The sequence below is a fragment of the Pseudomonas sp. NFR09 genome (assembly GCF_900111535.1).
GTDB lineage: Bacteria > Pseudomonadota > Gammaproteobacteria > Pseudomonadales > Pseudomonadaceae > Aquipseudomonas > Aquipseudomonas extremorientalis.
Window position 1 is genome coordinate 148,095 of sequence record NZ_FOIH01000016.1, and the last position, 25,093, is coordinate 173,187.

At 61.3% G+C, this 25,093-nt stretch carries 18 protein-coding genes; 4 read left to right on the forward strand and 14 right to left on the reverse strand.

Going from position 1 to position 25,093, the window contains the following annotated elements; translation table 11 throughout:
* The first annotated feature begins 73 nt into the window (after positions 1-73).
* Positions 74-1,522, forward strand: coding sequence for a M91 family zinc metallopeptidase (locus tag BMX59_RS28425; protein ID WP_093128202.1), 1,449 nt, complete (start codon positions 74-76; stop codon positions 1,520-1,522).
* Here the strand turns inward: BMX59_RS28425 and astE are convergent.
* The 7 genes from astE to BMX59_RS28460 all read right to left on the reverse strand — a co-directional run bounded on the left by astE (position 1,519) and on the right by BMX59_RS28460 (position 9,254).
* Positions 1,519-2,523, reverse strand: a complete 1,005-nt coding sequence (astE, locus tag BMX59_RS28430) for a succinylglutamate desuccinylase (protein WP_092242455.1) — start codon at positions 2,521-2,523, stop codon at positions 1,519-1,521. The two genes, BMX59_RS28425 and astE, sit on opposite strands and share 4 nt — an antisense overlap.
* An 11-nt stretch (positions 2,524-2,534) precedes the next feature.
* Positions 2,535-2,825, reverse strand: coding sequence for a hypothetical protein (locus BMX59_RS28435; RefSeq protein ID WP_003214319.1), 291 nt, complete (start codon positions 2,823-2,825; stop codon positions 2,535-2,537).
* A 26-nt stretch (positions 2,826-2,851) separates the two neighbouring features.
* Entirely contained in the window at positions 2,852-4,198 is a 1,347-nt protein-coding gene (gene astB / locus BMX59_RS28440) for an N-succinylarginine dihydrolase (protein ID WP_093128204.1), read from the reverse strand.
* Positions 4,199-4,282: 84 nt separating this feature from the next.
* Positions 4,283-5,752, reverse strand: a complete 1,470-nt coding sequence (gene astD / locus BMX59_RS28445; protein ID WP_175486725.1) for a succinylglutamate-semialdehyde dehydrogenase — start codon at positions 5,750-5,752, stop codon at positions 4,283-4,285.
* A complete protein-coding gene (gene astA, locus BMX59_RS28450; RefSeq protein ID WP_092242443.1) occupies positions 5,749-6,774 on the reverse strand; it encodes an arginine N-succinyltransferase in 1,026 nt (341 codons plus the stop codon). Before astA ends, astD begins: the two co-directional genes overlap by 4 nt.
* 51 nt (positions 6,775-6,825) lie before the next feature.
* Positions 6,826-7,845, reverse strand: a complete 1,020-nt coding sequence (gene aruF / locus BMX59_RS28455) for an arginine/ornithine succinyltransferase subunit alpha (RefSeq protein WP_027607766.1) — start codon at positions 7,843-7,845, stop codon at positions 6,826-6,828.
* A 188-nt stretch (positions 7,846-8,033) separates the two neighbouring features.
* Positions 8,034-9,254 (reverse strand): aspartate aminotransferase family protein, encoded by a 1,221-nt coding sequence (locus tag BMX59_RS28460; RefSeq protein WP_092242440.1) that lies wholly within the window; start codon positions 9,252-9,254, stop codon positions 8,034-8,036.
* 286 nt (positions 9,255-9,540) lie between these two features.
* Between BMX59_RS28460 and BMX59_RS28465 the strand changes: the two genes are divergently transcribed.
* Positions 9,541-15,438, forward strand: a complete 5,898-nt coding sequence (locus BMX59_RS28465; protein ID WP_093128209.1) for a dermonecrotic toxin domain-containing protein — start codon at positions 9,541-9,543, stop codon at positions 15,436-15,438.
* A 9-nt stretch (positions 15,439-15,447) separates the two neighbouring features.
* Here BMX59_RS28465 and BMX59_RS28470 read toward each other — a convergent pair whose 3' ends face one another.
* From BMX59_RS28470 to acs, 7 genes are all read right to left on the reverse strand, one after another.
* On the reverse strand, positions 15,448-16,428 hold the full coding sequence (locus BMX59_RS28470; RefSeq protein WP_092242435.1) for a GlxA family transcriptional regulator: 981 nt from the start codon (positions 16,426-16,428) through the stop codon (positions 15,448-15,450).
* Between the two features lie 206 nt (positions 16,429-16,634).
* On the reverse strand, positions 16,635-17,399 hold the full coding sequence (locus tag BMX59_RS28475; protein ID WP_003214336.1) for an ABC transporter ATP-binding protein: 765 nt from the start codon (positions 17,397-17,399) through the stop codon (positions 16,635-16,637).
* 27 nt (positions 17,400-17,426) lie between these two features.
* Positions 17,427-18,539 carry a succinylglutamate desuccinylase/aspartoacylase family protein gene (locus BMX59_RS28480; RefSeq protein ID WP_093128212.1) on the reverse strand — a complete coding sequence of 371 codons (1,113 nt, stop codon included), beginning with the start codon at positions 18,537-18,539 and terminating at the stop codon, positions 17,427-17,429.
* 1 nt (position 18,540) lies between these two features.
* A complete protein-coding gene (locus tag BMX59_RS28485) occupies positions 18,541-19,239 on the reverse strand; it encodes an ABC transporter permease (RefSeq protein ID WP_092242429.1) in 699 nt (232 codons plus the stop codon).
* Complete coding sequence (locus BMX59_RS28490) at positions 19,236-19,925, reverse strand: ABC transporter permease (protein ID WP_010208305.1); 690 nt, start codon at positions 19,923-19,925, stop codon at positions 19,236-19,238. Before BMX59_RS28490 ends, BMX59_RS28485 begins: the two co-directional genes overlap by 4 nt.
* Before the next feature lie 91 nt (positions 19,926-20,016).
* Entirely contained in the window at positions 20,017-20,802 is a 786-nt protein-coding gene (locus BMX59_RS28495) for an ABC transporter substrate-binding protein (RefSeq protein ID WP_092242426.1), read from the reverse strand.
* A 651-nt stretch (positions 20,803-21,453) separates the two neighbouring features.
* Entirely contained in the window at positions 21,454-23,409 is a 1,956-nt protein-coding gene (acs, locus tag BMX59_RS28500) for an acetate--CoA ligase (RefSeq protein ID WP_078049889.1), read from the reverse strand.
* 413 nt (positions 23,410-23,822) lie between these two features.
* Here acs and BMX59_RS28505 point away from each other — a divergent pair, with 413 nt between their 5' ends.
* Complete coding sequence (locus BMX59_RS28505) at positions 23,823-24,092, forward strand: DUF2790 domain-containing protein (protein WP_092242420.1); 270 nt, start codon at positions 23,823-23,825, stop codon at positions 24,090-24,092.
* Between the two features lie 553 nt (positions 24,093-24,645).
* A partial coding sequence (locus BMX59_RS28515; RefSeq protein ID WP_175486724.1) for a ribonucleotide-diphosphate reductase subunit beta occupies positions 24,646-25,093 on the forward strand: 448 nt, incomplete at its 3' end.

Consider the following 25,093-nt stretch of genomic DNA (forward strand, 5'->3'; position numbering starts at 1 on the left):
CTAGATAAGTACCGCCCCGCGCCAGGGCACATGCGGTCTAGTGAGGCATCCCCTTACTAAAGAGCATTACCGCATGACCACGCATCCGTTCCATACCTTTGATACTGCTGGCTACGTCCGAATCAATGGCAGTACCCAGCCAAGCACGCCACATGAGTTAATCCATGACGGTGACGGCATCGAAATTTTCCGGCAATCGAACCATGCAACCCTGCGTGACCAACTCGTGTTCGTCATATCCGGACCGAGCAAAGTCGACGTATTCGTCGACGAGCACGACGCCGACGCCCAGGTAACGCAGACCCTGATCGTCAGAATCAACGATGAACAGGGCTTTATCGTCAAGCCCGCTTCAAACACTCAGGTAATGACGTTCCTTACCAGCGAGGGAAACGACGAGATAGGTCTCGGCCCACATATTGTGAACCCATGCGTCGTCCATGCCGGCGGCGGCCATGACGAGATCGACAGCTCTGCCCATCACGCGTCTATCTTCGGCGGTGAAGGGGATGATCATATTACCGTCATCGAAGGCAAGTGCTACGCCGACGGTGAAGAAGGCGACGACCATCTTTACTCAATGAACGACACCCCTGTCACCTTCCATGGCGGACCCGGCAACGACACGCTCGAAGGCAGCCGGCATACCGCTCTCTCGTTTATTGATGGCGGCGAGGGGGATGACGTGCTGATTGGCGGTGGCGGACCGAATGTACTGGTTGGCGGCCCGGGTGATGACCGGATCGAGGCAGGTGACGGCCACAACGTGATTTACACCGGTGATGGCTATAACCAAGTGGAAAAACTCAAACCCACCGACATCACTTACCACAATGTCAAAAGTGACCTGACGGTTGACCACACGAAGATAAGCTACGAAGAGCTGGATAAATTTCCACAGGGAGAGCTGGCATCCCGCGCTATCCATGTTGAACCGCGGCCGCTCAACCCGGCAGCCTTCACCTTCTCAGGCAGCACCGAATTTATTGAGCGCACCAAAGATGACATGCGGCTGCTGCTCGCCTCCCCCACTGGGCAAAGTTTACTGAATCAATTGGAAAATGCGGCATTGGCCAGCGGTAAACCCATCGAAATCAGTGAGCTACTTTCAGACACAGACGCGCACTTCATTCCAGGAGACGCCGCCGGTGCAGCCGGCGCGTACATCAACAACGGCCAGACCGGCACACCGTGCTACGGAGGCAGCATCAGCTACAGCCATCTGGATGTGGCAGGGGACACGCCAAGCGTCGTCACCCTGTTCCATGAACTGTGCCACGCCTATAACTACATGACCGGCACCTTGCTGCCGGGCACCAGCGCACAATTCATACCCGGCAGTCTGCTGCCCCCTACCCAAGTGCCGAACACCGAGCTGCAAGCAGTTGGTCTACCGACAACTGCAGCGCCGTTCGACTTCGACGGCGACCCAGGCACACCGCCCACCAGCACCAACCCGCAGGCGTTCAGCGAGAACGGCCTGCGCATCGAGCTGGGCCTGCCGCCACGCACCCGCTATTAAGCGAGGCCTTCCTCGCCACAGGGCACAATCAGAATCCCCGCCCGAAGACCATTCTTCACCTTCGGGTTGGGGAAGATAATGCGCGCGCCCTCCTCCTCGATCACCCAGCGGGTCTTGGCCACATCTTCGGCCAGCAGGTAGCCCTGGGCCAACGGCGAGAAGTTTTCCACGTCTGCCGGCAGGTGCAGCAGGAAGGCGTCGCTGTGCTTGATGACTTCGCGGGAGACGGCAAACAATTGCAGGCCGTCGAGGCTGTCAGTCGTCGGCTCGGTGCCTTCGATGATTTGCTTGAGGCGTGTTTCCAGGCGGGACACGTCCACGCCCTGGTTTTGCCCGAACGGCCGCGCCTTGCCCAATTCCAGGGTGAACGCCTCGGCATCGAGTTGTTCGTAGGTAAACGCGGTGAACGTGATTGAGGTCTTGTTCTGCAGCAGCACTGCTTGCATGCCGGCAGCGTTCAGGCGCGCCAGCTCATGGCGTGAATGCTGGCGACCTTCTTTCCACGGGTACAGGGCAAACTGCTCGATCTTCGAACCACGAATGGCCGTGTGCAGGTCGTAATGCAGGCGTGAGCGGCCCGGCAGGCTGAAAAAGCTGCGGGCCAGTTGCTCCAGCTCGGCGGCGCGCATGGCCTCCGGGCCGATGTTTTTTTCATGCCGGCCGTTGAACAGCCGGTTGACGTCCAGTTCGAGGTAACGCTCGCCGCGGCGCATGGCCTCGGGGTTGCCGAACAGGAACAGAATACGGGTACGGGGCTTGATCTCCCCACGGGCAATGCCATGCAACAGGCGGTCGAGCAGCTCGATCGGCGCGGTTTCGTTGCCATGGATGCCGGACGACAGCAGCAGGTCGCTGCCGTTGTCCTTCGCTTCAGGCGGGCGCACTTCGAGTGCGCCCTCGCTGAGCCAGCGCATCTGCACGCCGTCGACAGTCAGTTGAATTTTTTGCGCCGGTTCACGACCGGCGAGGGTCAGTTCAAGCAGTTTGCCAAGGGCGAGCATACGCAGCTTCCTTAGTGGTTGCAGCCTGGGCCATGGACGTGATCGTCGTCATCACCTTCAACATCGGCCGGTTCCATTTCCAGTTGCAGGCTCATCAGGTTGGTGGCCAATGGGCGCATCAGCAGGTTGGCGTATTCGGCGTCGCCCTCTTCCACGTCCACGCCGATCAGCAGTTGGCCACGGCCGTCGTGCTGGATCCAGATTTCCTTGCCCTGCCAGACCACGGCGACGCGGGTGCAGGAAGTTTCCAGCTGGGTGCCGTCGGTGTCTTCAAGAATCAGTTTCAGGGTGTCGGTGGTCATAATAGATAGTTCTCAGCCGTACGGCGTTAATTGATCTGGAAAGGATAAACCGCGCCCAGTTTAAGGATTTGCGTCAGTTCATCCAGTGCCGTCCGGCACTCAAGCAGCAATTGTGGATCAGCCAGGTCGCTTTCACGCAGGCTGTCACGGTAGTGCTTGCCGACCCACTGGGTCAGGGTGTCGTACAACGGCGCGGTCATGATAACGCCTGGATTCACCGCCGCCAGCTCCGTTTCGTTCAAGGCCACGCGCAACCGCAGGCACGCCGGGCCACCGCCGTTCTGCATGCTTTGCTTGAGGTCGAACACCTTCACTTCGCGGATCAGGCCGCCGGCAGCGGTCAGGTTTTGCAGGTACTGCCAGACGCGTTCGTTGGCGCGGCATTCTTCCGGCACGATCAGCAGCATCGAACCATCGGCGCGGCTCAGCAGCTGGCTGTTGAACAGGTAGGAACGCACCGCGTCCTCGACACTGACCTGGGCGCGGGGCACGCACACCGACTGGAAGTTGCCGCCCAGCCTGGCCAGTTTGCCTTGCAGCTCGCCGAGCATCTGATCGGTATGGAGGAACGCGTCCTCGTGGTAGAACAGCACTTCGCCGTTACCCACCGCGATCACGTCGTTGTGGAACACGCCGGCATCGATCACCGCCGGGTTCTGCTGGGCGTAGACCACGCCGTCATCCTTCAAACCGTGCAAGCGCGCGACGGCCTGGGAGGCTTCGAGGGTCTGGCGCGCCGGGTACTTCTGCGGCGCCGGGTAGCGGGGGTCGAACGCGCTGCGACCAAACACGAAAAACTCGACGCCCGCCTCTGCGTACTCACGGCAGAAACGCGTGTGGTTAGCCGCACCTTCATCGCCAAACTGCGCCACGGCGGGCAACGCGGCGTGGTGGGCGAAGTGCTTCTGATCGGCAAACATCGCCCCCAGCACACGACTGGTGGTCGGGTGTTCGATGCTGCGGTGGTACTTGCAATTGAGGTTGGCGGCAGTGAAATGCACACGACCATCCGCCGTATCGGCACTCGGGCTGACGGTGGCGGCGTTGGCCACCCACATGCTCGACGCGGAGCAACTCGCGACCAGCAACGGCATCGCGTCTTTGGCCGCCTGTTGGATCACTTGCGCGTCGGTGCCGCTGAAACCCAGGTTGCGCAAGGCGGCCACGTCAGGACGTTCCTGGGGCGCCAACACACCTTGTACAAAGCCCATGTCCATCAGGGCTTTCATTTTCTGCAGGCCCTGCAACGCAGCTTCCTTCGGGTTGGAATGCTGCTGGCTGTTGCTCTGGGACGCGACGTTGCCGAAGGACAAACCGCCGTAGTTATGGGTCGGCCCCACTAGACCGTCAAAATTGACTTCATAGGATTTCATCGGCGAGGCTCCACGAACATCTGTTTTTATAGGCAATCTTCAGTACTACAGAGATCCAAATGGGGGGCCAGCCCCCTGCCACATTCAGATCAGTGTGATGCCGGGGGTCAGCGTGGCAGGCACCACCAGGCTCGGGGTCTCAAGCGAGGCCACCGGGTACGCACAATAATCCGCAGCGTAGTAGGCACTGGCACGGTGGTTACCCGACGCCCCTACCCCACCAAACGGTGCCGTACTGGCGGCGCCGGTCAGCTGTTTGTTCCAATTGACGATACCGGCGCGGCTTTCCAGCCAGAACTGCTGGTAACGCGCTTCGGAATCCGACAACAAGCCCGCGGCCAGGCCGTATTGGGTGTTGTTGGCCTCGGCAATTGCCGCTTCGAAGTCAGCGTAGCGGATCACCTGCAACAAGGGGCCGAACAGCTCCTCGTCTTCGCGCTCGGTCACACCGGTCACGTCGATGATGCCCGGCGTGAGCAACGCTGCCTGGTCCTGTGGCTGGGTCATCTCCAGCAGCGCTACGGCGCCATTGGCCAACATCAACTCCTGGGCGTCCATCAAGGCTTTGGCGGCGCCAAGGGAAATCACCGAGCCCATGAACGGCGCCGGTTGCTGGTCGAACGCACCGACTTCGATCGTCGCGCTGACCGCCACCAGACGCGCCAGCAACGCATCGCCCCAGGCGCCTTCCGGCACCAACAGGCGACGGGCACAGGTGCAACGCTGGCCAGCCGAGATAAAGGCTGACTGGATGATGGTGTAGACCGCCGCATCCACGTCGGCCACCTCGTCGACCACCAACGGGTTATTGCCGCCCATTTCCAGGGCGAGGATCTTGTCCGGGCGGCCGGAGAACTGCTGGTGCAGATGATTGCCGGTGCGGCTGGAGCCGGTGAAGAACAACCCGTCGATGCCGGGGTTGGCCGCCAGGGCGATGCCGGTTTCCCGCGCGCCTTGCAGCAGGTTCAGCACGCCCGCCGGCAGGCCGGCTTCAATCCAGCACTGCACAGTCAGCTCAGCGACTTTAGGGGTCAGTTCGCTCGGTTTGAACAGCACGGTGTTACCCGCCAGCAAGGCCGGGACGATATGCCCGTTCGGCAGGTGACCAGGGAAGTTGTAAGGGCCGAACACAGCCACCACACCATGGGGTTTGTGACGCAATACGGCGGTGGCATCGCCCAGCGGGCCGCTCTTCTCGCCGGTCCGCTCGCGGTAGCTTTGTACCGAGATGGCGATCTTGTTGGCCATGCTGGTGACTTCGGTGGCCGACTCCCACAGTGGCTTGCCGGTTTCCTCGCCGATGCAGCGGGCGATTTCGTCGGCGCGGCGTTTCAGGGTGGCGGCGAAGGTTTCCAGCACGTGGATGCGCCCTTCCAGCGGGCGCCTGGCCCAGGCCGGGAATGCCTGGCGCGCGGCCTGCACGGCGGATTCGACCTGCTCGGCGGTGGCGCCATTGCCGGCCCACAGCACCTGCTGGGTCACCGGGTTGCGCGACTCAAACAGCTCACCCTGGCCAGCCAGCCAGCTACCTGCGATATACAGCGAATTCATTATTTCGACTCCCGAGCAGCGGACAACGGTACGGCACGCACTTGATCACCCACCACCAAGCGCAGACGCTTGGCGGTCTGTGGGTCGACCACCAGGGTTCCGGCTGCCAGGCGGGCCGGGGCAGCGGTGATGCGGCAATCTTCGCGTTTGCGGTTATGGATCAGGAACGGCGTAGCGTCGTCACCTGGGGTGCCGATCGCCAAGACCAGTGTTTCGCTGTCGCGAACGGCACGGATCTTCTGGGTCTCACACTCCACCGCAGGTCCCGCATCGAAGATGTCGACGTAGCCCTGGTAGCTGAAGCCTTCGCTCTTGAGCATGCTCAGCGCCGGTTCGGTGTCCGGGTGGACCTTGCCTATCACGTTGCGCGCATCTTCGGAGAGGAAGCAGCTGTACAGCGGAAACTTCGGCATCAGCTCAGCGATGAATGCCTTGTTGCCCACGCCGGTCAGGTAGTCGGCCTGGCTGAACTCCATCTTGAAGAAGTGGCGACCCAGGCTTTCCCAGAATGGCGAACGCCCGGCGTCGTTGGACACCCCGCGCATCTCGGCGATGATCTTGTTGCCGAACAGCTGCGGGAATTCCGCGATGAACAGCAGGCGCGCCTTGGCCAACATGCGACCGTTGAGGCCGCTGCGGTAATCGGCGTGCAGGAACAACGAGCACAGTTCGGAATTGCCGGTGAGGTCGTTGGCCAGGAACAGCGTCGGAATTTCGCGATAGATGTTCAGCTCCTGGGAAGCGCTGACGGTCAGCCCGACCCGGAAGTTGTACCAGGGCTCACGCAGGCCGACGGCACCGGCAATGGCGGAAATGCCCACCACACGGCCTTCGTCGTTTTCCAGCACGAACAGGTAGTCGGCATCGCCGCGCCCGGCGTCGCCGCGAAAGGTTTTTTCCGCCCAGCCCACGCGGTGGGTCAGGCGCTCTTCGTTGGCCGGCAAGGTGGTGAGGCCGGTGCCGGTGCTGCGCGCCAGATCAATCAGGGCCGGTAAATCGCTGCTGCGTACGGGACGAACGATCATGCTATCTCCTCGAACGGGCCGCTGTTGTCAGCCACCCGCGAAACTCTCTTTTTAAACCGCAACCAGGCGCACGCTCGCGCCTTCGCCAACACCCAGGGCTTCGGCCGCTGCCAGGTCCAACGTCACCGGTTTACCCGGCGCATAGTCCAGCTCCAGCATCACCGCACGGTAGTCCTGCAATTGCGCGTTGCTCACCAGGTACTGGCGGCCGACGCCCTTGGCCATCTCGCCGATCTTCACCGGCACCACGCGGCTCTGGGCAATCGAGCGAATGCCCGAGACCCGTGCGTGCAGCGTCGGGCCACCGTCGAAGATGTCGATGTAGTGGTCGGTCTCGAAGCCTTCGCGCATCAGGATGTCGAAGGTGATCTGCGCACGCGGGTGCACCTGGCCCATGGCTTCCTGGGCTTCGTCCGGCAGCAGTGGCACGTAGATCGGGTAATGCGGCATCAGCTCGGCGAGGAAGGTGCGGCTTTTCAGCCCGCACAGACGCTCGGCGGCGGCGTAGTTGAGGTCGAAGAAGTTGCGGCCGATGGCGTCCCAGAACGGCGAGTCACCGTTCTCGTCGCTGTAGCCGACGATCTCGGTCACCACCGAGTCGGCAAAGCGCTCGGGGTGGCTGGCGACGAACAGCAGGCGGCCACGGGAATTGAGTTCCGACCACGGCGAACCGACCAGCTCGGGCACCACGTAGAAACTGGTGAGCAGGCTGTTACCGGTGAGGTCGTGGCACTGGGAAAGCACGTGGATCTTGTTGTGGATCTTCAGCTCGCGGGAGGCGTGCACGAAGGTCTCGTTACGGAAGCTGTAGAACGGCTCGGAGTAACCGGCCGACGCGACAATGGCCGAGCAACCGGCGAGCTTGCCGGTCTCGGTGTCTTCGAGCACGAAGAAATAGCTTTCTTCACCGTTGAAGCTCACCTCGGCGGCGAAGGACGCTTCGCTCGCGGCGATCTTGTCGCTCAGGCGTTCCACATCGTCCGGCAAGGAGGTGACACCAATCGGGCTGTCCGCAGCCAGACGCTGTACCTCGCCCAGATCAGCCATTTGCGCGGGGCGCATCACCAGCATGGTGTCACTCCTTAACTCGAAAAACTCATAGGAAAAAATACCGGACAGTTGCTGATTCAACGCAGGTCAAATGTGGGAGGGGGCTCGCCCCCGATAGCAGTCTGTCAGTTGATAAATCAGGTGGCTGACCCATCGCTATCGGGGGCAAGCCCCCTCCCACATGACACGGTCCGGCAAATAAGTGTGTATCAGGCTTGCGTCAGCGTTTTCACTGCACGTTCAAAACGGTCCAGGCCTTCGTTGATGTCCGCCTCTTCCACCACCAGGCTCGGCGCAAAACGCACCACATCCGGGCCGGCTTGCAGGATCATCAGGTTCTCTTTCTCGGCCGCATTGAACACGTCCTTGGCCTTGCCTTTGAACGCATCGCTCAACACGCAACCGAGCAACAGGCCCATGCCGCGCACTTCGGTGAAGATCCCGTATTGCTTGCCGATCTGCTCCAGGCGCGCCTTGAACAGGTCGTGCTTGGCGTTCACGCCAGCCAGCACTTCGGGGGTGTTGATCACGTCGATCACCGCCTCGGCCACCGCGCACGCCAGCGGGTTGCCGCCGTAGGTGGTGCCGTGGGTGCCGACCACCAGGTGCTTGGCCAGGTCTTCACGGGTGAGCATGGCTGCAATCGGGAAACCGCCGCCCAGGCTCTTGGCGCTGGTGAGGATGTCCGGCGTCACGCCGTAGTGCTGGTAGGCGAACAGGTGACCGCTTCGGCCCATGCCGGTCTGTACTTCGTCAAATACCAGCAAGGCGTTATTCGCGTCGCACAGCTCGCGGGCGCCTTGCAGGTAGGCCAGTTCGGCCGGCAGTACGCCGCCTTCGCCCTGGATCGGCTCCAGCACCACAGCGCAGGTCTTGTCCGACACGGCGGCTTTCAGCGCAGCCAGGTCGTTATAAGGAACGTGGGTGATGCCGGTGATTTTAGGCCCGAAGCCATCGGAGTACTTGGACTGGCCACCGACGTTGACGGTGAACAGGGTGCGGCCGTGGAAGCTGTTCAGCGCGGCGATGATCTCGTACTTCTCGGTGCCGAAACGGTCGAACGCGACGCGACGGGCCAGCTTGAACGCGGCCTCGTTGGCTTCGGCGCCGGAGTTGCAGAAGAACACGCGCTCGGCAAAGGTGGCGTCGATCAGCTTGTGCGCCAGGCGCAGCGCCGGCTCATTGGTGAACACATTGGATACGTGCCACAGCTTGTTGGCCTGTTCGGTCAGCGCGCCAACCAGCGCCGGATGGGCATGGCCCAATACGTTGACCGCGATGCCGCCGGCAAAGTCGATCAGCTCACGACCGGCCTGGTCCCACACGCGGGAACCTGCGCCACGCACGGGGATGAAGGCGGCAGGTGCGTAGTTGGGAACCATGACCTGGTCGAAATCGGCACGTTGCACCGGGGCTTGCTCAACGGACATCGGAGTCTCCTGAAGAGGAACGCCTGCCTGGAACTGGCGGGCGATGCAGGGATTGTAAGGACAGTTTTCAGTAGGGCCTTGTCGCCAAGCGACAACTTCTTATAGCGCCAACCCGCGTTTTACGTGGGTTTACGCCAATGCGACAAATAGCATCGCAATGGCGCAGTTTAAACGCTGTCGCATAATTACGTGAGACCTGCGCGCACGCTCGGCATAACTATCTAAAGGCCGGTGCGCGCAGGTGACTGATTAACTCGTGGTTTTCAAGCCCTCCATGGATGTGAGCATGACGACCCCAACGCCCCCGGCACCCGCAATCACCCAAAGCAGCCATCCCGATCGCCACTACGAACCCTTGACCCGCGCACTGCCGGCCTGGCTCGGCAACGCGTCCGCCAGCAAGCGCTCCGCCCTCAAAAACGCCACGCCCCTGCCCCTGCCCGCCACCGACGCTGCGCAACAGGCAACCCTCAAGCAGCTCAATGGCGCCCACTGGCACGCCCAGAACCGCGTCGACCAGGCCCTCAAGGACCTCCAGGACGCCAGGACATACTCCATCCCCTTGCTCAAAGACGCCTTGAAACGTCAATCCGGCCTTGAACTGGATGTGGAAACCACGTTTATCCGCCTCTACATCCCCCAGACCATCCCCTGGTTTACGGTACGTTCCGGCGGGGCGCGCGCCTGGACCGTGTCCCTGCTGGACGCCGCGCTGCATAACTTCGAACACAAAGAGACCCTGGCGGATGCCTATGAGCCGGACTCCACCTACATCACTCAACCCGATGCCAACGGCCAGTTCGACACATTGCCCGCCATCAAGCGCCGCCTGCCCATCGCGGCGTTCGCCCAACTGTGTCGCGACCTCGACCTCGGCGCGCGCTATATGGGCTACCTGCGCGAGCAACTCGGCGTCGACCACCCGGTCGCCGGCGCGGTGCTGCAAGCCAAGGTCGACGCCAGCCAAAAAGCCGCTCTGCGTGCGGCGGTACAATTGGCGCGGATCCGGGGCGACATCCAGGAAGACTACGCACGGTTGATCGAAGGCCTGATCGACGGGCTTTCCGGCATGCGCCTTGGCTCAAGCGCCGTGCACATACATGACTTCAGCATGATGGAGGCCCCCCTCACCGGCATCCTGCTCTTCGCCCCGGACCTCGAAAACACCCGCACGGTGCAACGAATGGTGGCCTATGTGCCGGACGACCCGGAACATCCGCTCAAGGAGTACCCCTCCCCCCTGGCCTTCAAGCAGGAACTGACCCGACAACTGCGCGTCGCCGATTATCAGGTGTTTTTCAGCCGATTCGTCGCCCACGAGCACCGCGGCGCGTTTTTCGCCGACCTGGGCCAACGCCTGGAAAAAATCACCTGGCATCCCAGTGAATACGGCAGCGGCCTGGCGCCCTGGCGCGCCGACCCCACCGACGATCCGTCATTGCAGTTCACCGCCAGCCCGATTCTCATCGCCCCCTGGGACTACCTCTACCAGTCCAGGCTCAACCAGTTGCTCAACGACGCCCGCACCCTCGCCGTCGCCACCGCGACCGTGGATCGCAATGCGCGATGGGCCTTGTGGGACAGCTTCGTCAACGTCGCTTCATCCATCGTGAATGCAGCGTTGCTGGTGGTCGCACCGTTTATTCCGGGGCTGGGGGAATTGATGCTCGCGTACATGGCCTATCAACTGCTCGACGACGTGTTCGAAGGCATTGTCGACTGGGCCGAAGGACTTGACCGCGAGGCCTTCGCACACCTGATGAACCTGCTGGAGAGCGCGGTTCAACTGGGCTTGTTCACGGCGGGTGGGCAGATCGGCGTACCCGAGTTGCGCAAGCTGATGTCGCCGCAGACCCTGGCCTTCATCGATCGCTTCAAACCAGTCACCCTCGCCAGCGGTGCGCGCCGTTACTGGAAACCCGACCTGGCCCCCTATGCGCAAAACCTGCAGTTGCCGCCGAACCTGGGCATCGACGAACTGGGCCTGCATGCCGTGCGCAAGGAATCGATCCTGCCGCTGGAAGGCTCGTTGTACGCCGTGCAGAAGTCTCCTGGAGACGGACAGTACCGGCTCAAGCACCCGAGCCGGGCCGACGCCTATCAACCGCTGCTGATCCATAACCAGGCGGGCACCTGGCGTACCGAACTCGACCAGCCGTTGCAGTGGCAAGGCCCGGATTTGCTCGGCCGTCTCGGCCATCGTGCGCAAGGCCTCAGTGACGCCGACCGGCAACTGGCCATGACCCTGAGCGGTACCGACGAAGCCATCCTGCGCAAGATGCACCACAACAGCGAGCCGCTGCCGCCGCTGTTGGATGATGCCCTGGCGCGACTCAGGATCGAGCGGGAACTGGACACCTTGATCGAACGCCTGAGCAGCGATGACCCGGCACTCTACAACCGCATCGCCGCCCAGGACCTGCTGCAATTGCTCACCGGCAATGGCGCCTGGCCGCACACCCGGGGCTTGCGCTTTCTGGATGATCAGGGCCGCGTGGTCTGGACCTTTGGCGACCAGACCAAGCCGCTGGTACAAATACACGAAGCGCAACTGAGCAACGGCGATCTGCTCAAGACCGTGTTGCAGACACTGACCCCGGAAGAGATCCGTGCACAATTCGGCGAGCGTGCCAGCGACCCGCAACTGAGCCTGGAAACCCGCACACGCAACCTGAGAAAAACCCTTGCTGGGATCGCCCGCAAGCATCGCGTCGCACTTTTCGACTCACGCTACGGGCCCTTGCAGCACGCCGAACACCCCCAAGCCCGACAGTTGGCCGATGAAGCCCCCGGCTTGCCGGCCACCGTCGCCGAGCGATTGCTGAGCCAGGCCACCGGTGAAGAGCTGCTTGAGCTACAAGCCGAGCGCACACCGCCACGCCTGGCGCAGTTGGCCCAGGCGGCGCTCACCGAAGTCCGCCTGAACCGCGCCTACGAAGGACAGCACCTGGACTCACAGGTCAACCTCGACACCGACCTGCTGGCCTTGAGCGCATTGCGGGTGCTGCCAGGCTGGTCCACGGAGATCAACCTGCAAGCCCTGCACCAGTCCATCGACGGCGAGGCCTGGCACAGCGTCGGCCCTGACGACGCACCGATCCGCCGCAGCCTGGTGCGCCTGGACAGCGGTCGCTACGTGGCCTACGACGAAAAAGGCCCCCTGTGCGGCGAGACCGACCTGTACTCGGCCATTCTCCATGCCCTGCCTGACGCCCAGCGTGAGCAGCTGAACATCGACATTCATCAAGGCCACGAACTGCGCGAGCGCCTGCGCCAACGCCCGCCGCCGCGCGACGAAATGCGCGTGCTGCTGGGGGGCGACACTCCCGAACCGGCCACCGAGACCCTGCAACTGCTCGGTCACGATGCCGGCTACGCCCACCAACCCGCCATCGAGGGTGGTCCGGCGAGTCTGCATCAGCGCGCACGCAGCCTGTACCCAAGCCTGGACGACAGCCAGTTGCACGCGCTCATCCAAGACTGGCAGGCACACCCCGGCGGAGCGGCAGCCAAGCTCGCGCAACTGGCCGAGGAATATGCGCGACTGGACAGCGACTTGCAGGCCTGGCAAGCCGATGTCCCTCACCATCACCCGGTGACGGGACAAACCTTGTACCGGTGGGAGCGCCAGTTGGAAAAACAGAATCGCACCGCGATGGCCCATCGGCTCAAAGCGGCCTGGCGGCGTGAAACAGTGATCGACAACTACTACGAAGACCCGGCGCGGGACGGCCACACGCTCAAGCTCAATGGCAACATCCTGGGCGAGATGCCACGACTGCAAGCCAATTTCGATCATGTCTCTCTGCTGTCCCTCAACGGATCAGCCAACTTGCACGGGGTGTCCTCGTTCCTGGGCCACTTTCCCAAACTGCGCCAACTCAGTGTCATCAACACGCCTCTACGGGGCCTGCCTCAGGAGATCACGTCGATGCCGGACCTGAACGCCCTGCAACTGAACACCTGCCAGATCGCCCTCACCCCGCAAAGCCAGGCGCAGTTGGCCGCCATGCACCAGATGCGCTCGCTGGACCTGCACGGCAATCCGTTGGGTCTTGTCCCCAGCGTCGAAACAATGCCCGACCTGGTCGCCCTGGACTTGTCGCGCACCAATATCGACCGCCTGCCGGCCGGCGTGCTCAGCCATCCGGAGCTGCAAGTCGCCCTGTTGAGCAACAACCGGATCAATCACTTGCCAGATGGCATTTTCCAGCTTGCGCCTGAATCCAGCTTGCGCTTCGACCTCTCGCGCAACCCGCTGAACCGCGAAACCCTTGAAAGGATCAAGGCCTATCACCAGCGGCACGGCACCCGCTTCGAGGCCAGCGCCTTGCAGGCCGACCGGCGCGACGCCAAGCTATTGTTTCCGAAATTCAGCGAAGAGCAGATCAACCGATTCATCTTCAACCTGCCCGGCGATATCGAAGCGGGACGACGGGAGCTGGCACGGCTGGCAGGCGACTACCAGACGCTCACGGGCGAGTTGCAGGCCTGGGCCCAGGCACCGGCGCTTCCCGAGCTGGAAACGGCGCGCAGGGCGGCGCTCAAAGACCTGCTGGAACGAAGCTGGCGGCGCGAAACCCCGCAGCAGACCCAGGTAGGCTCCCTGGAAATTCCCGCCACCCTGGCAGGCGAACTGCCGCAACTGAGCATCACGTTCGACCACATCGGCGGGCTTCGCATACAAGGCAACCAACGGCCCCTGCACCTGGATCAGTTCCTGCGCAGCTTTCCCAATGTTCACGCGCTCTCCATACAGGACGCACCGCTGGGGGACCTGCCGGCCTCGTTGCTCAGCCTGCAACACCTGGAATTCCTGAGCCTGCCCGGATGTTCGATCATGTTGTCGGCCTCATCCGCGCAAGGCCTGGAAGGCATGAAGGGGCTGACGTTCCTGGACCTGAACCATAACCCCTTGGCGCACACACCCGACTTCAGCCAATTGCCCAGCCTGCGCCGGGTGCTGTTGCGCAATACCGGCCTGCGCGAGGTGCCGGCGGGTCTGCTGCGCAGCGATCAGCACGTCACGGTGGACCTGAGCAACAATGCGATCGAAAACCTGCCCCCGACCGCCTTCACATTGCCCAGCACTGCGGTGCGAGGCATTGATCTGTCGGGAAATCCGTTGTCCAAGCCGACGCTGGAACAGGTCAAGACCTATTGCCAACGCACCGGCGAGTTCTTCAAGGCAGAAGCCAACCCTGGCGAGCGCGAACGTATCCAACAGCTTTACCCCACCTTCGTCGACAGCGAAATCAATCGGTTCATCTTCAAACTGCCGGGCGACATGGACGCCGTTACCAACCAAATCAGCCTGCTCGAAGAGGAATACCGGCAATTGGGCACCGACCTCAACGAATGGGTGTTGGATGTCCCGACCCATCACCCGATTCTCGGCACGCTGATGGATGAACAGGCACGCGCCGAACAACAGTTGATCCGGCAGGATTTCAAGACCCTGCTCGAGCAAGCCTGGCGTTTCGAGAGCATCGAAGACGAAGAGAGCCTGGACGAAGAGGTGACCCACAGTTTGATACTCGATACCCCAATACTCGGGGCCCTGCCGCAACTGCGTGCGCGCTTTAATCACGTGTCCACTTTCGAACTGATCGGCGACGGCATCACGACCCAGGTCGATGGCACACTCGGCAGCTTCCCCCAACTGGAGACACTGACCCTCAACAAGTGCTCACTGCAAACCCTGCCCACCTCGATATTCAACATGCCCAAGCTGTCCTCCCTGGACCTGTCCGAATGCAACATTGCGCTTTCACCGCAAAGCGCCCGCGCACTCGGGGACTTGAAAGACATCGAGTTCATCGACCTGAGCAACAACCCCCTCGGCCACGCGCCGGATGTGAGCCAGCTCCATAAATTGAGCTCACTGCACCTGCGCGATGCTCAACTGCGTCACGTACCCGAAGGCGTGTTCCAGGAGTCGTCGGTGCTGCACACCCTGGACCTGAGTAACAACCACATCGAACAGTTGCCTGCGTCTCTCCTGGAAATTTCATACACCCTCGACAGCGATTCGGACCTGCGCGGCAACCCGTTGTCGCCACACAGCCTGGTGTTGCTCAGGGAGTACTACCGGCGTACAGGGTTTGCTTTCCATGTCGAAGCCGCCAGGCAAGACGCCGAGGGCAACCCGCTGATCCCACCCTTGGGTCGGGAAGAAGAGTAAAGCCTGTGTTCAGCCGCGTTCCGACGGCACCGACGACAGTTCGAACGGGCTGCTGCTGCGCCGCTGGTTGCGGTCTTCACGGGGGGTGGCGCCGAAGAAGTTGCGGTAGGCGCTGGAGAAATGCGGCCCCGAGGAGAAGCCGCACGACAGGCCGATCTGGATGATCGACTTGCTGGTTTGCATGAGCATCTGGCGGGCCTTGTTCAGGCGCAGTTCCAGGTAGTACTGGCTGGGGACGCGGTTGAGGTATTGCTTGAAGATGCGCTCGAGTTGTCGTCGCGACACGCACACGTGCTGGGCAATTTCGTCGGTGGTCAGCGGTTCCTCGATGTTGGCTTCCATCAGCAACACCGCCTGGGTCAGCTTCGGATGGCTGGAGCCCAGGCGGTTCTGCAGCGGGATGCGCTGGCGCTCGCCGCCTTCGCGGATGCGCTCCACCACCAGTTCTTCGGAGACCGCGCCGGCCAGTTCGGCGCCGTGGTCACGGGCCAGCACCGCCAGCAGCAGGTCGAGCACCGACATGCCCCCGCAGGCGGTGAGACGGTCGCGGTCCCAGTCGAACAGATGGCTGGTGGCGATGACCTTGGGGAAACGCTCGGCAAAATCATCCTGCCAACGCCAGTGCACGGCGGCGCGGTAGCCGTCGAGCAGGCCGAGCTGGGCAAGCGGATAGACACCGGCCGACAGACCACCGATCACACACCCGGCCCGCACCAACTGCTTGAGCGCCGTGCTCAGTTGCGAGGCAATGACGGTGGGTGGTTCATCCGCCAGCAGGAACAGCTTCTGGAAACCTTCGAGCTTGCCAGCCCACGGCTCGCCCGGCAGTTGCCAGGCATTGCCAGTGGGAGGTTCGGCCTGCAGGAACGACAGCTCGTAGACCACCTCCGGATGCACCCGCTGGGCAACGCGCAAGGCCTCCTCAGCCAGCGCAAGCGTCAGGGCTTTTGTGCTGGGCCAAATCAGGAAACCAATTTTGTGGGCGGTCATGGGAGTGCTATCCGAAGCCAGTAACAGTAATGAAGACAAGGGCCAATGCTAGCCCGTAATCGAGTACAAATCTCAAAAACGATGCATATCCAATGTGAGAGGGGGCTTGCCCCCGATGGCGGTGTGTCAGATAAACACGTCTAACTGATATACCGCTATCGGGGGCAAGCCCCCTCTCACAGGGGTTACCTATTCACAGGAGGTCATTATTTCAGGCTGCCGGACAGGAACTGTTGAAGGCGCTCGGACTGCGGGTTCACCAGCACTTCCCGCGGGTTGCCACGCTCTTCGACGATGCCTTTGTGCAAGAACACCAACTGGTTCGACACCTCACGGGCAAAGCCCATTTCGTGGGTCACCACCACCATGGTGCGGCCTTCCTGGGCCAGGTCCTGCATCACCTTGAGCACTTCACCGACCAGTTCCGGGTCCAGCGCCGAGGTGGGTTCGTCGAACAGCATCACCTCCGGCTCCATCGCCAGGGCGCGGGCGATGGCCACGCGTTGCTGCTCGCCGCCGGACATGTGGCCGGGGAACGCATCCTTGCGATGGCCCACGCCGACCTTGGCCAGGTAGTGTTCGGCTTTTTCACGGGCGTCTTTCTTCGACATGCCCAGCACGTGCACCGGCGCTTCCATCACGTTTTCAAGCGCGGTCATGTGCGACCACAGGTTGAAATGCTGGAACACCATGGACAGGCGCGAACGCATGCGCTGCAACTGTTTAGGATCGGCAGCCTTCATGGCGCCGTCCTTGTTGGCCACCAGCTTCAACTCTTCGTTGTTGAGCAGGATCTTGCCGGCGTGGGGTTGCTCCAGCAGGTTGATGCAGCGCAAAAAAGTACTTTTGCCCGAACCACTGGAACCGATGATGCTGATCACATCACCGGCCGCAGCGGCCAGGGACACTCCTTTGAGCACTTCATGACTGCCATAGCGTTTATGCAGGTCTTGGACTTCAAGTTTGTACATGCGGTCGGTTCTCACAAAAACAGGTGGTCAGTCGTTGAGCAAGCGCCCGTGACGCAGCGCTTCGCGCCCCGCCACCTTGGCCAGCCAGAAACCCGCTTGGGCATAACGTAGCCGTTCAACGGCAAACAGCACCCCCGAGGTGCCCGCGCAGATCGTGCTGACGCGGTCTTCCAGGGGGTCAATCACTTCAAAAATCGGCTCGCCTTTTTCGACCACATCACCGGCTTTACGCAGGTAACTGATCACCCCGGCATGGGGCGCGAACAACAATTCGGTGCCTTCAAACGGCAGGCCTTCACAGGGCTCGAACTGTGGCGCGGGCCACTCCCCCTTGATCAAGCCCTGCTCAGCGAGGAACGCGAGAATACCTTCGGCGTGAAAGATCGCCTCGTCACGCCCGGTATCGGCCTGACCGCCCAGCTCCAGCGTAGTCGCCAGGCAGGCCAACGGGATTTGCGACTCAGGAAACGCCTGAGACAAACGCAACCACGGCAGCGAACAGGCCTCATCGAACGAACTGCCGCCGGAGTCTTCCGCCAGCAGGCCGACCTTCACATTCAAATGCGCCGACAGCGAACGCCACTGCGGCCAGTGCTGCGGCAGTGCATACATGTGCAGTGCGGCTTCGGCATCGCAATGCAGATCCAGCACCACATCAGCGGTGCAGGCGTGGCTCAGCAAGATGCGCTGCATGCCTTGCAACTGGCTGCTTGGCTCGGGCAACGCGCGGAGTACATCGCTCATCGCTTGACGGATCAAAAGCACATTGGCGTGGGGGTCATCACCCAGCTTGCCTTCGAGCAACGCGGCAACCGGCTCGCTCAACTCGACAAAATCACGGTTGAAGTTCTTGCCACTGCCCACCTCGAAACGCCCCTGGTGGCTGCCTTGCAGCAGTTGGCCCAGGCCCATCGGGTTGGCGACTGGCACCAGCTCGATCACGCCATTGAGCGCACCTTGCTGTTCCAGTTCGACGAGGCGCTTTTTCAGCTCCCACGCGGCGCGCATGCCGGGCAATTCGTCGGCGTGCAGGCTGGCCTGGATATAGGCCTTGCGCTCGCCCTTGCCGAAACGGAACACGCTCAGTTGGCGCTCGCAGCCCAGGTGACCCCAGGGCAACCGGTGATCGATACGTTGCATATCAGTGCTTCCGTGGCGCCAGGTAGCTCAGCCAGCGGCGCTCGGCCAACTTGAACAGGCGCACCAGGATGAAGGTCAGGCACAGGTAGAACACGCCTGCGGTGATATAGGCCTCGAACGGCAAGTAGAACTGCGCGTTCACCGTGCGCGCTGCGCCGGTGATGTCGATCAGGGTGACGATGGAGGCCAGGCTGGTGGTCTGCAGCATCATGATCACTTCGTTGCTATACTGCGGCAGCGCACGGCGCAGGGCCGACGGCAGCAGGATGCGGCGGTACAGCTTGTAGCGCGACATGCCCATGGCCTTGGCCGCTTCGATTTCGCCATTGGGCGTGGCCTTGAGGCTGCCGGCAATGATCTCGGCGGTGTAGGCGCTGGTGTTGATCGCGAAGGCCAGGCACGCGCAGAAGGTGGCGCTGGACAGCAGCGGCCACAGGAAGCTTTCGCGCACGGCGTCAAACTGGGCCAGGCCGTAGTAGATCAAGAACAGCTGCACCAGCATCGGCGTGCCGCGAATCACGTAGGTATAGAGCCAGGCCGCACCATTGACGATCGGCTGCTTGGACACGCGCATCAGGCCCAGGGGCACGGCGGCGAGCAGGCCGAAGAACAGCGAGATGGCGAGCAGTTTGAGGGTGGTCACCAGGCCGCCGAGGTACAGCGGCATGGCCTCCCAGATGACGTTGTAGTCGAAGATCATAGATCAGCCGCCCTTACGCCTACCGAGTAGCGCTTCTCAAGATGACGCAGGGCCAGCAACGACACGCTGGTGATCACCAGGTACATCGCCGCCACCGCGAGGAAGAAGGTAAAAGGCTCGCGGGTGGCGTCTGCCGCCTGCTTGGCCTTGAACATCATGTCTTGCAGGCCCACCACCGAAATCAGCGCAGTGGCCTTGGTGAGAACCAGCCAGTTGTTGGTGAACCCGGGGATTGCCAGCCGGATCATCTGCGGCACCATCACCCGGAAGAACACCTGGAAGCTGCTCATGCCATACGCCAGGCCGGCCTCGGCCTGGCCCTTGGGAATGGCCATGAAGGCGCCACGGAAGGTTTCCGACAGGTAGGCGCCAAAGATGAAACCCAGGGTGCCGATACCGGCGGCCAAGGGGTTCAAGTCGATATAGTCGTCGTAGCCCAGCATCGGCGCGACGCGGTTGAGCAGGTCCTGACCGCCGTAGAAAATCAGCAGGATCAGCACCAGGTCGGGGATCCCACGGATCACCGTGGAGTACAAGTCACCCAGCCAAGCCAACCAGCGCACCGGCGACAGGCGTAACGCGACCCCGATCAGACCCAGAACAATGGCCAAGGCCATGGACGACAAGGCGAGCTGAAGCGTCAACCATGCGCCATCGAGGATGACGGCCCCGTAGCCTTTCAACATGATTCAGGTCCTCGAAAAGGGGGATGAAAAAATGGCGCAAACCGCAGGAATTCTGTTGCTTGCGCCATTTGGGACAGACCGCTGCGACAAGTTACTTGGCGTCAGCGCCGTAGATATCGAAGTCGAAGTACTTGTCCTGGATTTTCTTGTACTCACCGTTGGCACGGATCGCGGCAATAGCTGCGTTGATGCGGTCCAGGTTTTCCTTGTCGCCCTTGCGTACCGCGATACCGACGCCGTCGCCGAAGTACTTGACGTCGGTGAACGCCGGGCCCACGAACGCGTAGCCTTTGCCAGCAGGGGTTTTCAGGAAACCGTCCTGCAGCAGGGTAGCGTCAGCCACGGTGCCATCGAGGCGACCGGCTTCCACGTCCAGGTAGATTTCGTTCTGCGAGCTGTAAGGCACCACGGTGGCGCCTTTCGGAGCCAGGACTTCCTTGGCGAAACGATCGTGGATCGAACCGCGCTGCACACCGATTTTCTTGCCCTTCAATTCATCCAGGCTGTCGCTGACGGTAGTGCCTTCCTTCAACACCAGGCGCGCCGGGGTCAGGTAGTAGCGGGTGGTGAAGTCCACGGACTTCTTGCGGTCCTCAGTGATGGACATGGACGACAGGATCGCGTCGATCTTGCGCACTTTCAGCGCCGGGATCAGGCCGTCGAACTCCTGCTCGACCCAGGTGCACTTGACCTTCATCTCTGCGCACAGGGCGTTGCCGATGTCGTAGTCAAAACCGACGATGCTGCCATCCGGCGCCTTCGAGGCAAACGGAGGGTAAGCCGCTTCGATACCAATCTTCAGGGGCTTTTCATCAGCGAAAGCCTGCATGGACAGCACGGACAGCGCCAGGGCGCCCAACAGCACGAGTTTCTTCATCTTGGGACTCCATCGGTATAGGGCAAAACAGCAGTATGAGCCATGGCCCACGATGCGGCGTAAGGGAAACCGAATAGCGGTGCTGCGTCTTACACCGATTCAACACCGGAGACGACGAGCGAGTGATCGGCATTCTAACGACAGGCTGGAAGCCGATATTTCCTCAATGCGACAACAATTTACAGAAGCACCGAGAAAGCGGTTCCAGCTCATTGACAGCCTCTGGATTTTATGCAGAGACAAAAGACATTAAACCTGTAGACGCTGCAAATTGCGGGCCTATTATTCGCAAACCCTTCTGGCACGGCAAGTCTGGCGTTTAATCTTATTTCCAGGGGTGTCTGGAATGGGGTTTTTCGGGGCAGAGGCGTAGCGCATTGCCTCAGGTTTGGGCGCGAGGTTACACATTCAGGGCTCGCGGTAACATTCAGAAACGCCCTACACGAAAAACCGATATTTATTGATCTGCCGCAGATCCCATGTGGGAGGGGGCTTGCCACCGATAGCGGTGGATCAGCGCCAAATATGTCTACTGACACACTGCCATCGGGGGCAAGCCCCCTCCCACATTTGATCTCCATTGGTTTCAAGATCCCACAAAAAAGCCCCACCCGGCTTACACCGGGTGGGGCTTTATCCGACTATCCCGCCTTACGCGACGTTCATGGTCTTGTGGGTCTCGATCAGATGCGCCACCACACCCGGGTCCGCCAGCGTGGAGATATCCCCCAGCCCGTCGTACTCAGCCGTGGCAATCTTGCGCAGGATGCGCCGCATGATTTTCCCCGAACGGGTCTTCGGCAAGCCCGGCGCCCACTGGATCACGTCCGGCGAAGCAATCGGCCCGATTTCCTTGCGTACCCAGTTTTTCAGCTCCAGGCGCAGCGCTTCGTTCGGTTCTTCACCATTTTTGAGGGTGACATACACATAGATGCCCTGCCCCTTGATGTCGTGCGGCACACCCACCACCGCCGCTTCGGCGACTTTGGGGTGAGCAACCATGGCACTTTCGATCTCGGCAGTGCCCATGCGGTGGCCGGACACGTTCAACACGTCGTCCACACGGCCGGTAATCCAGTAGTAACCGTCCTCGTCACGGCGCGCACCGTCACCGGTGAAGTACATGCCACGGAAGGTCTTGAAATAGGTGTCGACAAAGCGGTCATGGTCGCCGTACAGGGTACGCGCCTGGCCTGGCCACGAATCGAGGATCACCAGGTTGCCTTCGGCCGCGCCTTCGATCAGGTTGCCGAGGTTGTCCACCAATGCCGGCACCACGCCGAAGAACGGCCGTGCCGCCGAACCCGGCTTGAGCGCATGGGCCCCCGGCAGCGGGCTCATCATGTTGCCGCCGGTTTCGGTCTGCCACCAGGTATCAACAATCGGGCAACGCGATTGGCCGACATTCTTGTAGTACCAGTCCCAGGCTTCCGGGTTGATCGGCTCGCCCACCGAACCGAGCAGGCGCAGGCTGCTGCCATCGGCGCCTTCACAGGCAGCGGTGCCGGAGGCCATCATGGCGCGGATCGCGGTTGGGGCGGTGTAGAGGATGTTGACCTTGTGCTTGTCGACGATCTTCGCCACCCGGGTGATGTCCGGGTAGTTCGGCACGCCCTCGAACAGCACGGTGGTCGCGCCGTTGGACAGCGGGCCGTAGACAATATAAGTGTGGCCGGTGACCCAGCCGACGTCGGCGGTGCACCAGTAGATTTCGCCCGGGCGGTAGTCGAACACGCGCTCGTGGGTCAGGCCGGCGTACAACAGGTAGCCGCCGGTGGTGTGCTGCACGCCCTTGGGCTTGCCGGTGGAACCGGAGGTGTAGAGGATGAACAGCGCTTCTTCGGCGCCCATCTCTTTGGGCGCACACACGGTGCCCGCCACTTTCATCAGGTCTTCGTACCAGATATCGCGATGCTGGTTCCACTTGATCTGGCCATTGGTGCGCTTGCACACGATGACCTTCTGGATGCTGCTGGTTTCCGGGTTGGTCAGGGCGTCGTCGACGTTGGCCTTCAGCGGAATCTTCTTACCGGCACGGATGCCCTCGTCAGCAGTGATCACCACCTTCGACTTACAGTCGATGATGCGACCGGCCAGGGCCTCCGGCGAGAAACCGCCAAACACCACGGAGTGAATCGCACCGATGCGGGTACAGGCCAGCATGGCCACCACGGCTTCGGGAATCATCGGCATATAGATAGTCACCACGTCGCCACGGTGCACATCCTGGCCACGCAGGGCGTTGGCGAACTTGCAGACTTCTTCGTGCAGCTCGCGGTAAGTGATGTTGCGGCTCTCGGCAGGGTCGTCGCCCTCCCAGATGATCGCGATCTGGTCGCCACGCTCGGCGAGGTGACGGTCCAGGCAGTTGTAGGAAACGTTCAGGGTGCCATCGGCGAACCACTTGATGTCGACGTGGTGATCGTCGAAAGAGGTCTGCTTCACCGTGGTGAAAGGCTTGATCCAGTCAAGACGCTTGGCTTGCTCGCGCCAGAAACCATCGGGGTTGACCACCGACTGCTGGTACATGGCCTTGTAGGTCGCCTCGTCGGTCAGCGTGTTGGCTGCTACTTCGGGGCGAACGGGGTACAGGGAAGCCGCACTCATCTTTCTTACCTCGGTGACATAGTTGTTTTTGTATGGCCCTGTTGTAGCCGGGGCAGCCCTATAGAACCATTCGACGATGGTAGTAACAAGCCCCTACAAATTGCCCTGATATCTCCGTTTGCGGCTCTGGCCCGCGGGCTGTGGCGCTTTGCGGCTTTGTGAAAAAAGCTTTACCACCGGATTGTTACAAAAACCGCCAATAGTGTTTATCAAAAGCACGGGTATATGAATATAACCCGGGAGCCTAAAATCACTTCCGCCAACACGGCACTTTAGTTAAATACAGCAGTGATTAACAACGCAACAGCCCCCACGAAGGCAACGTTAATCCGAACTTCCCAACTCTTGAGTTACACACGTGGCCTCACAAGGGCCCCGTGACCCCTTTCGTCCTGAAGAAGGTAAATAGAGAAATGAAAGCTTTAGTAGTTATGGCCCTCAGCAGCTTGTGCGCCACCGCCGCCCTGGCCGACGAAGCCCCGACTGACGTAGCTGGCAGCAACCCTCCGATCGTTGAAGACTACACTTACAGCACCCATCTGGACGTGGCAAAAGTACTGTCCATGAGCAGTATTCCGGAAGTGTGCGAAGTTGTACCGGTGAAGATGGAATATGAAGACTCGCAGGGCCAGCGGCATATTCTTAATTACCACGTGATGGGCAATGGTTGTTCTAACGGTTAATCACTTGGTTAGTTTGAACGTATTCGCCGCAAGAAATCGTTCTTGCGGCAAAGCACCGACCCCGCCCAAATGTGGGAGGGGGCTTGCCCCCGATAGCGCTAGCTGCCACACCGCACCTATAAAAGCCTGACGCACCACGCCGCTCCTCCCCCCACAAAAAACATCCCACCGCCCGTCAAAAAAATCCAACCCCGGCAAAGCCTTGTAAACCCGCACTCTGGCCGAAAAACACGCCATTCTGGCCGCTCTCCGTGACCATCCGCCTCAACACAAACCGGTTTTTTTCCCCTACAATGCGCGGGTAAATCGGGCCTGCAATATCCCTTTACACAGGGATGAAGAGCCAGACCTGAGGCATCCCGCAGGAGCAAGCAACCACCGCTCCGCACCTCAAGCCTCACGCAGAGCACCCGTAAGCCTATTCCGTTTAATGCGTGCGCTAGCTGCAACAAACGATTCCTTAAGATCCACCGCGGCCTCAGGGCCGTGTGAACACCCAACCATCCGGTTTCACACGGGCACCTTTGAGCCCTCACGCAGGAGACGACACGTCATGCTGAGCTGGGACGAATTCGACAAAGAAGAAGAAGGCGAAGTAGCCACCAAAGGCGCCAACGCCGGCCACGCCACCGAAGCCAACATGGACCGCCTCGACGGTGCGGGCGCCGCGGCTGCGCTGGAAGCCCGTAACGTGACCGCCAACGACTCCGCCGCCATCGTCCGCGCCAAGGCTGCGCTGGACAAACTCGACGTCGCCGAAGGCCTCGCCGAACTCGAAGGCGCCTCCGCCCGCGTCGCCGTTGACGAAAAGCGCATGATCAACTGCCGCGCCGACCTCAACCAACTCGTGCCGTTCAAGTACGACTGGGCCTGGCAGAAGTACCTCGACGGCTGCGCCAACCACTGGATGCCGCAAGAGGTCAACATGACCGCCGACATCGCCCTGTGGAAAAACCCCGAAGGCCTGACCGACGACGAACGCCGCATCGTCATGCGCAACC

Excerpts from the sequence above, each read along its gene's own strand:
- BMX59_RS28505 (WP_092242420.1), top strand. The coding sequence starts at position 23,823 with ATGAAAGCTTTAGTAGTTATGGCCCTCAGCAGCTTGTGCGCCACCGCC.
- astB (WP_093128204.1), bottom strand. The coding sequence starts at position 4,198 with ATGAAATCCTATGAAGTCAATTTTGACGGTCTAGTGGGGCCGACCCAT.
- aruF (WP_027607766.1), bottom strand. The coding sequence starts at position 7,845 with ATGCTGGTGATGCGCCCCGCGCAAATGGCTGATCTGGGCGAGGTACAG.
- BMX59_RS28425 (WP_093128202.1), top strand. The coding sequence starts at position 74 with ATGACCACGCATCCGTTCCATACCTTTGATACTGCTGGCTACGTCCGA.
- BMX59_RS28495 (WP_092242426.1), bottom strand. The coding sequence starts at position 20,802 with ATGAAGAAACTCGTGCTGTTGGGCGCCCTGGCGCTGTCCGTGCTGTCC.
- BMX59_RS28470 (WP_092242435.1), bottom strand. The coding sequence starts at position 16,428 with ATGACCGCCCACAAAATTGGTTTCCTGATTTGGCCCAGCACAAAAGCC.
- BMX59_RS28480 (WP_093128212.1), bottom strand. The coding sequence starts at position 18,539 with ATGCAACGTATCGATCACCGGTTGCCCTGGGGTCACCTGGGCTGCGAG.
- astA (WP_092242443.1), bottom strand. The coding sequence starts at position 6,774 with ATGATCGTTCGTCCCGTACGCAGCAGCGATTTACCGGCCCTGATTGAT.
- astE (WP_092242455.1), bottom strand. The coding sequence starts at position 2,523 with ATGCTCGCCCTTGGCAAACTGCTTGAACTGACCCTCGCCGGTCGTGAA.
- acs (WP_078049889.1), bottom strand. The coding sequence starts at position 23,409 with ATGAGTGCGGCTTCCCTGTACCCCGTTCGCCCCGAAGTAGCAGCCAAC.
- BMX59_RS28435 (WP_003214319.1), bottom strand. The coding sequence starts at position 2,825 with ATGACCACCGACACCCTGAAACTGATTCTTGAAGACACCGACGGCACC.
- BMX59_RS28485 (WP_092242429.1), bottom strand. The coding sequence starts at position 19,239 with ATGATCTTCGACTACAACGTCATCTGGGAGGCCATGCCGCTGTACCTC.
- BMX59_RS28490 (WP_010208305.1), bottom strand. The coding sequence starts at position 19,925 with ATGTTGAAAGGCTACGGGGCCGTCATCCTCGATGGCGCATGGTTGACG.
- BMX59_RS28465 (WP_093128209.1), top strand. The coding sequence starts at position 9,541 with ATGACGACCCCAACGCCCCCGGCACCCGCAATCACCCAAAGCAGCCAT.
- BMX59_RS28475 (WP_003214336.1), bottom strand. The coding sequence starts at position 17,399 with ATGTACAAACTTGAAGTCCAAGACCTGCATAAACGCTATGGCAGTCAT.
- BMX59_RS28460 (WP_092242440.1), bottom strand. The coding sequence starts at position 9,254 with ATGTCCGTTGAGCAAGCCCCGGTGCAACGTGCCGATTTCGACCAGGTC.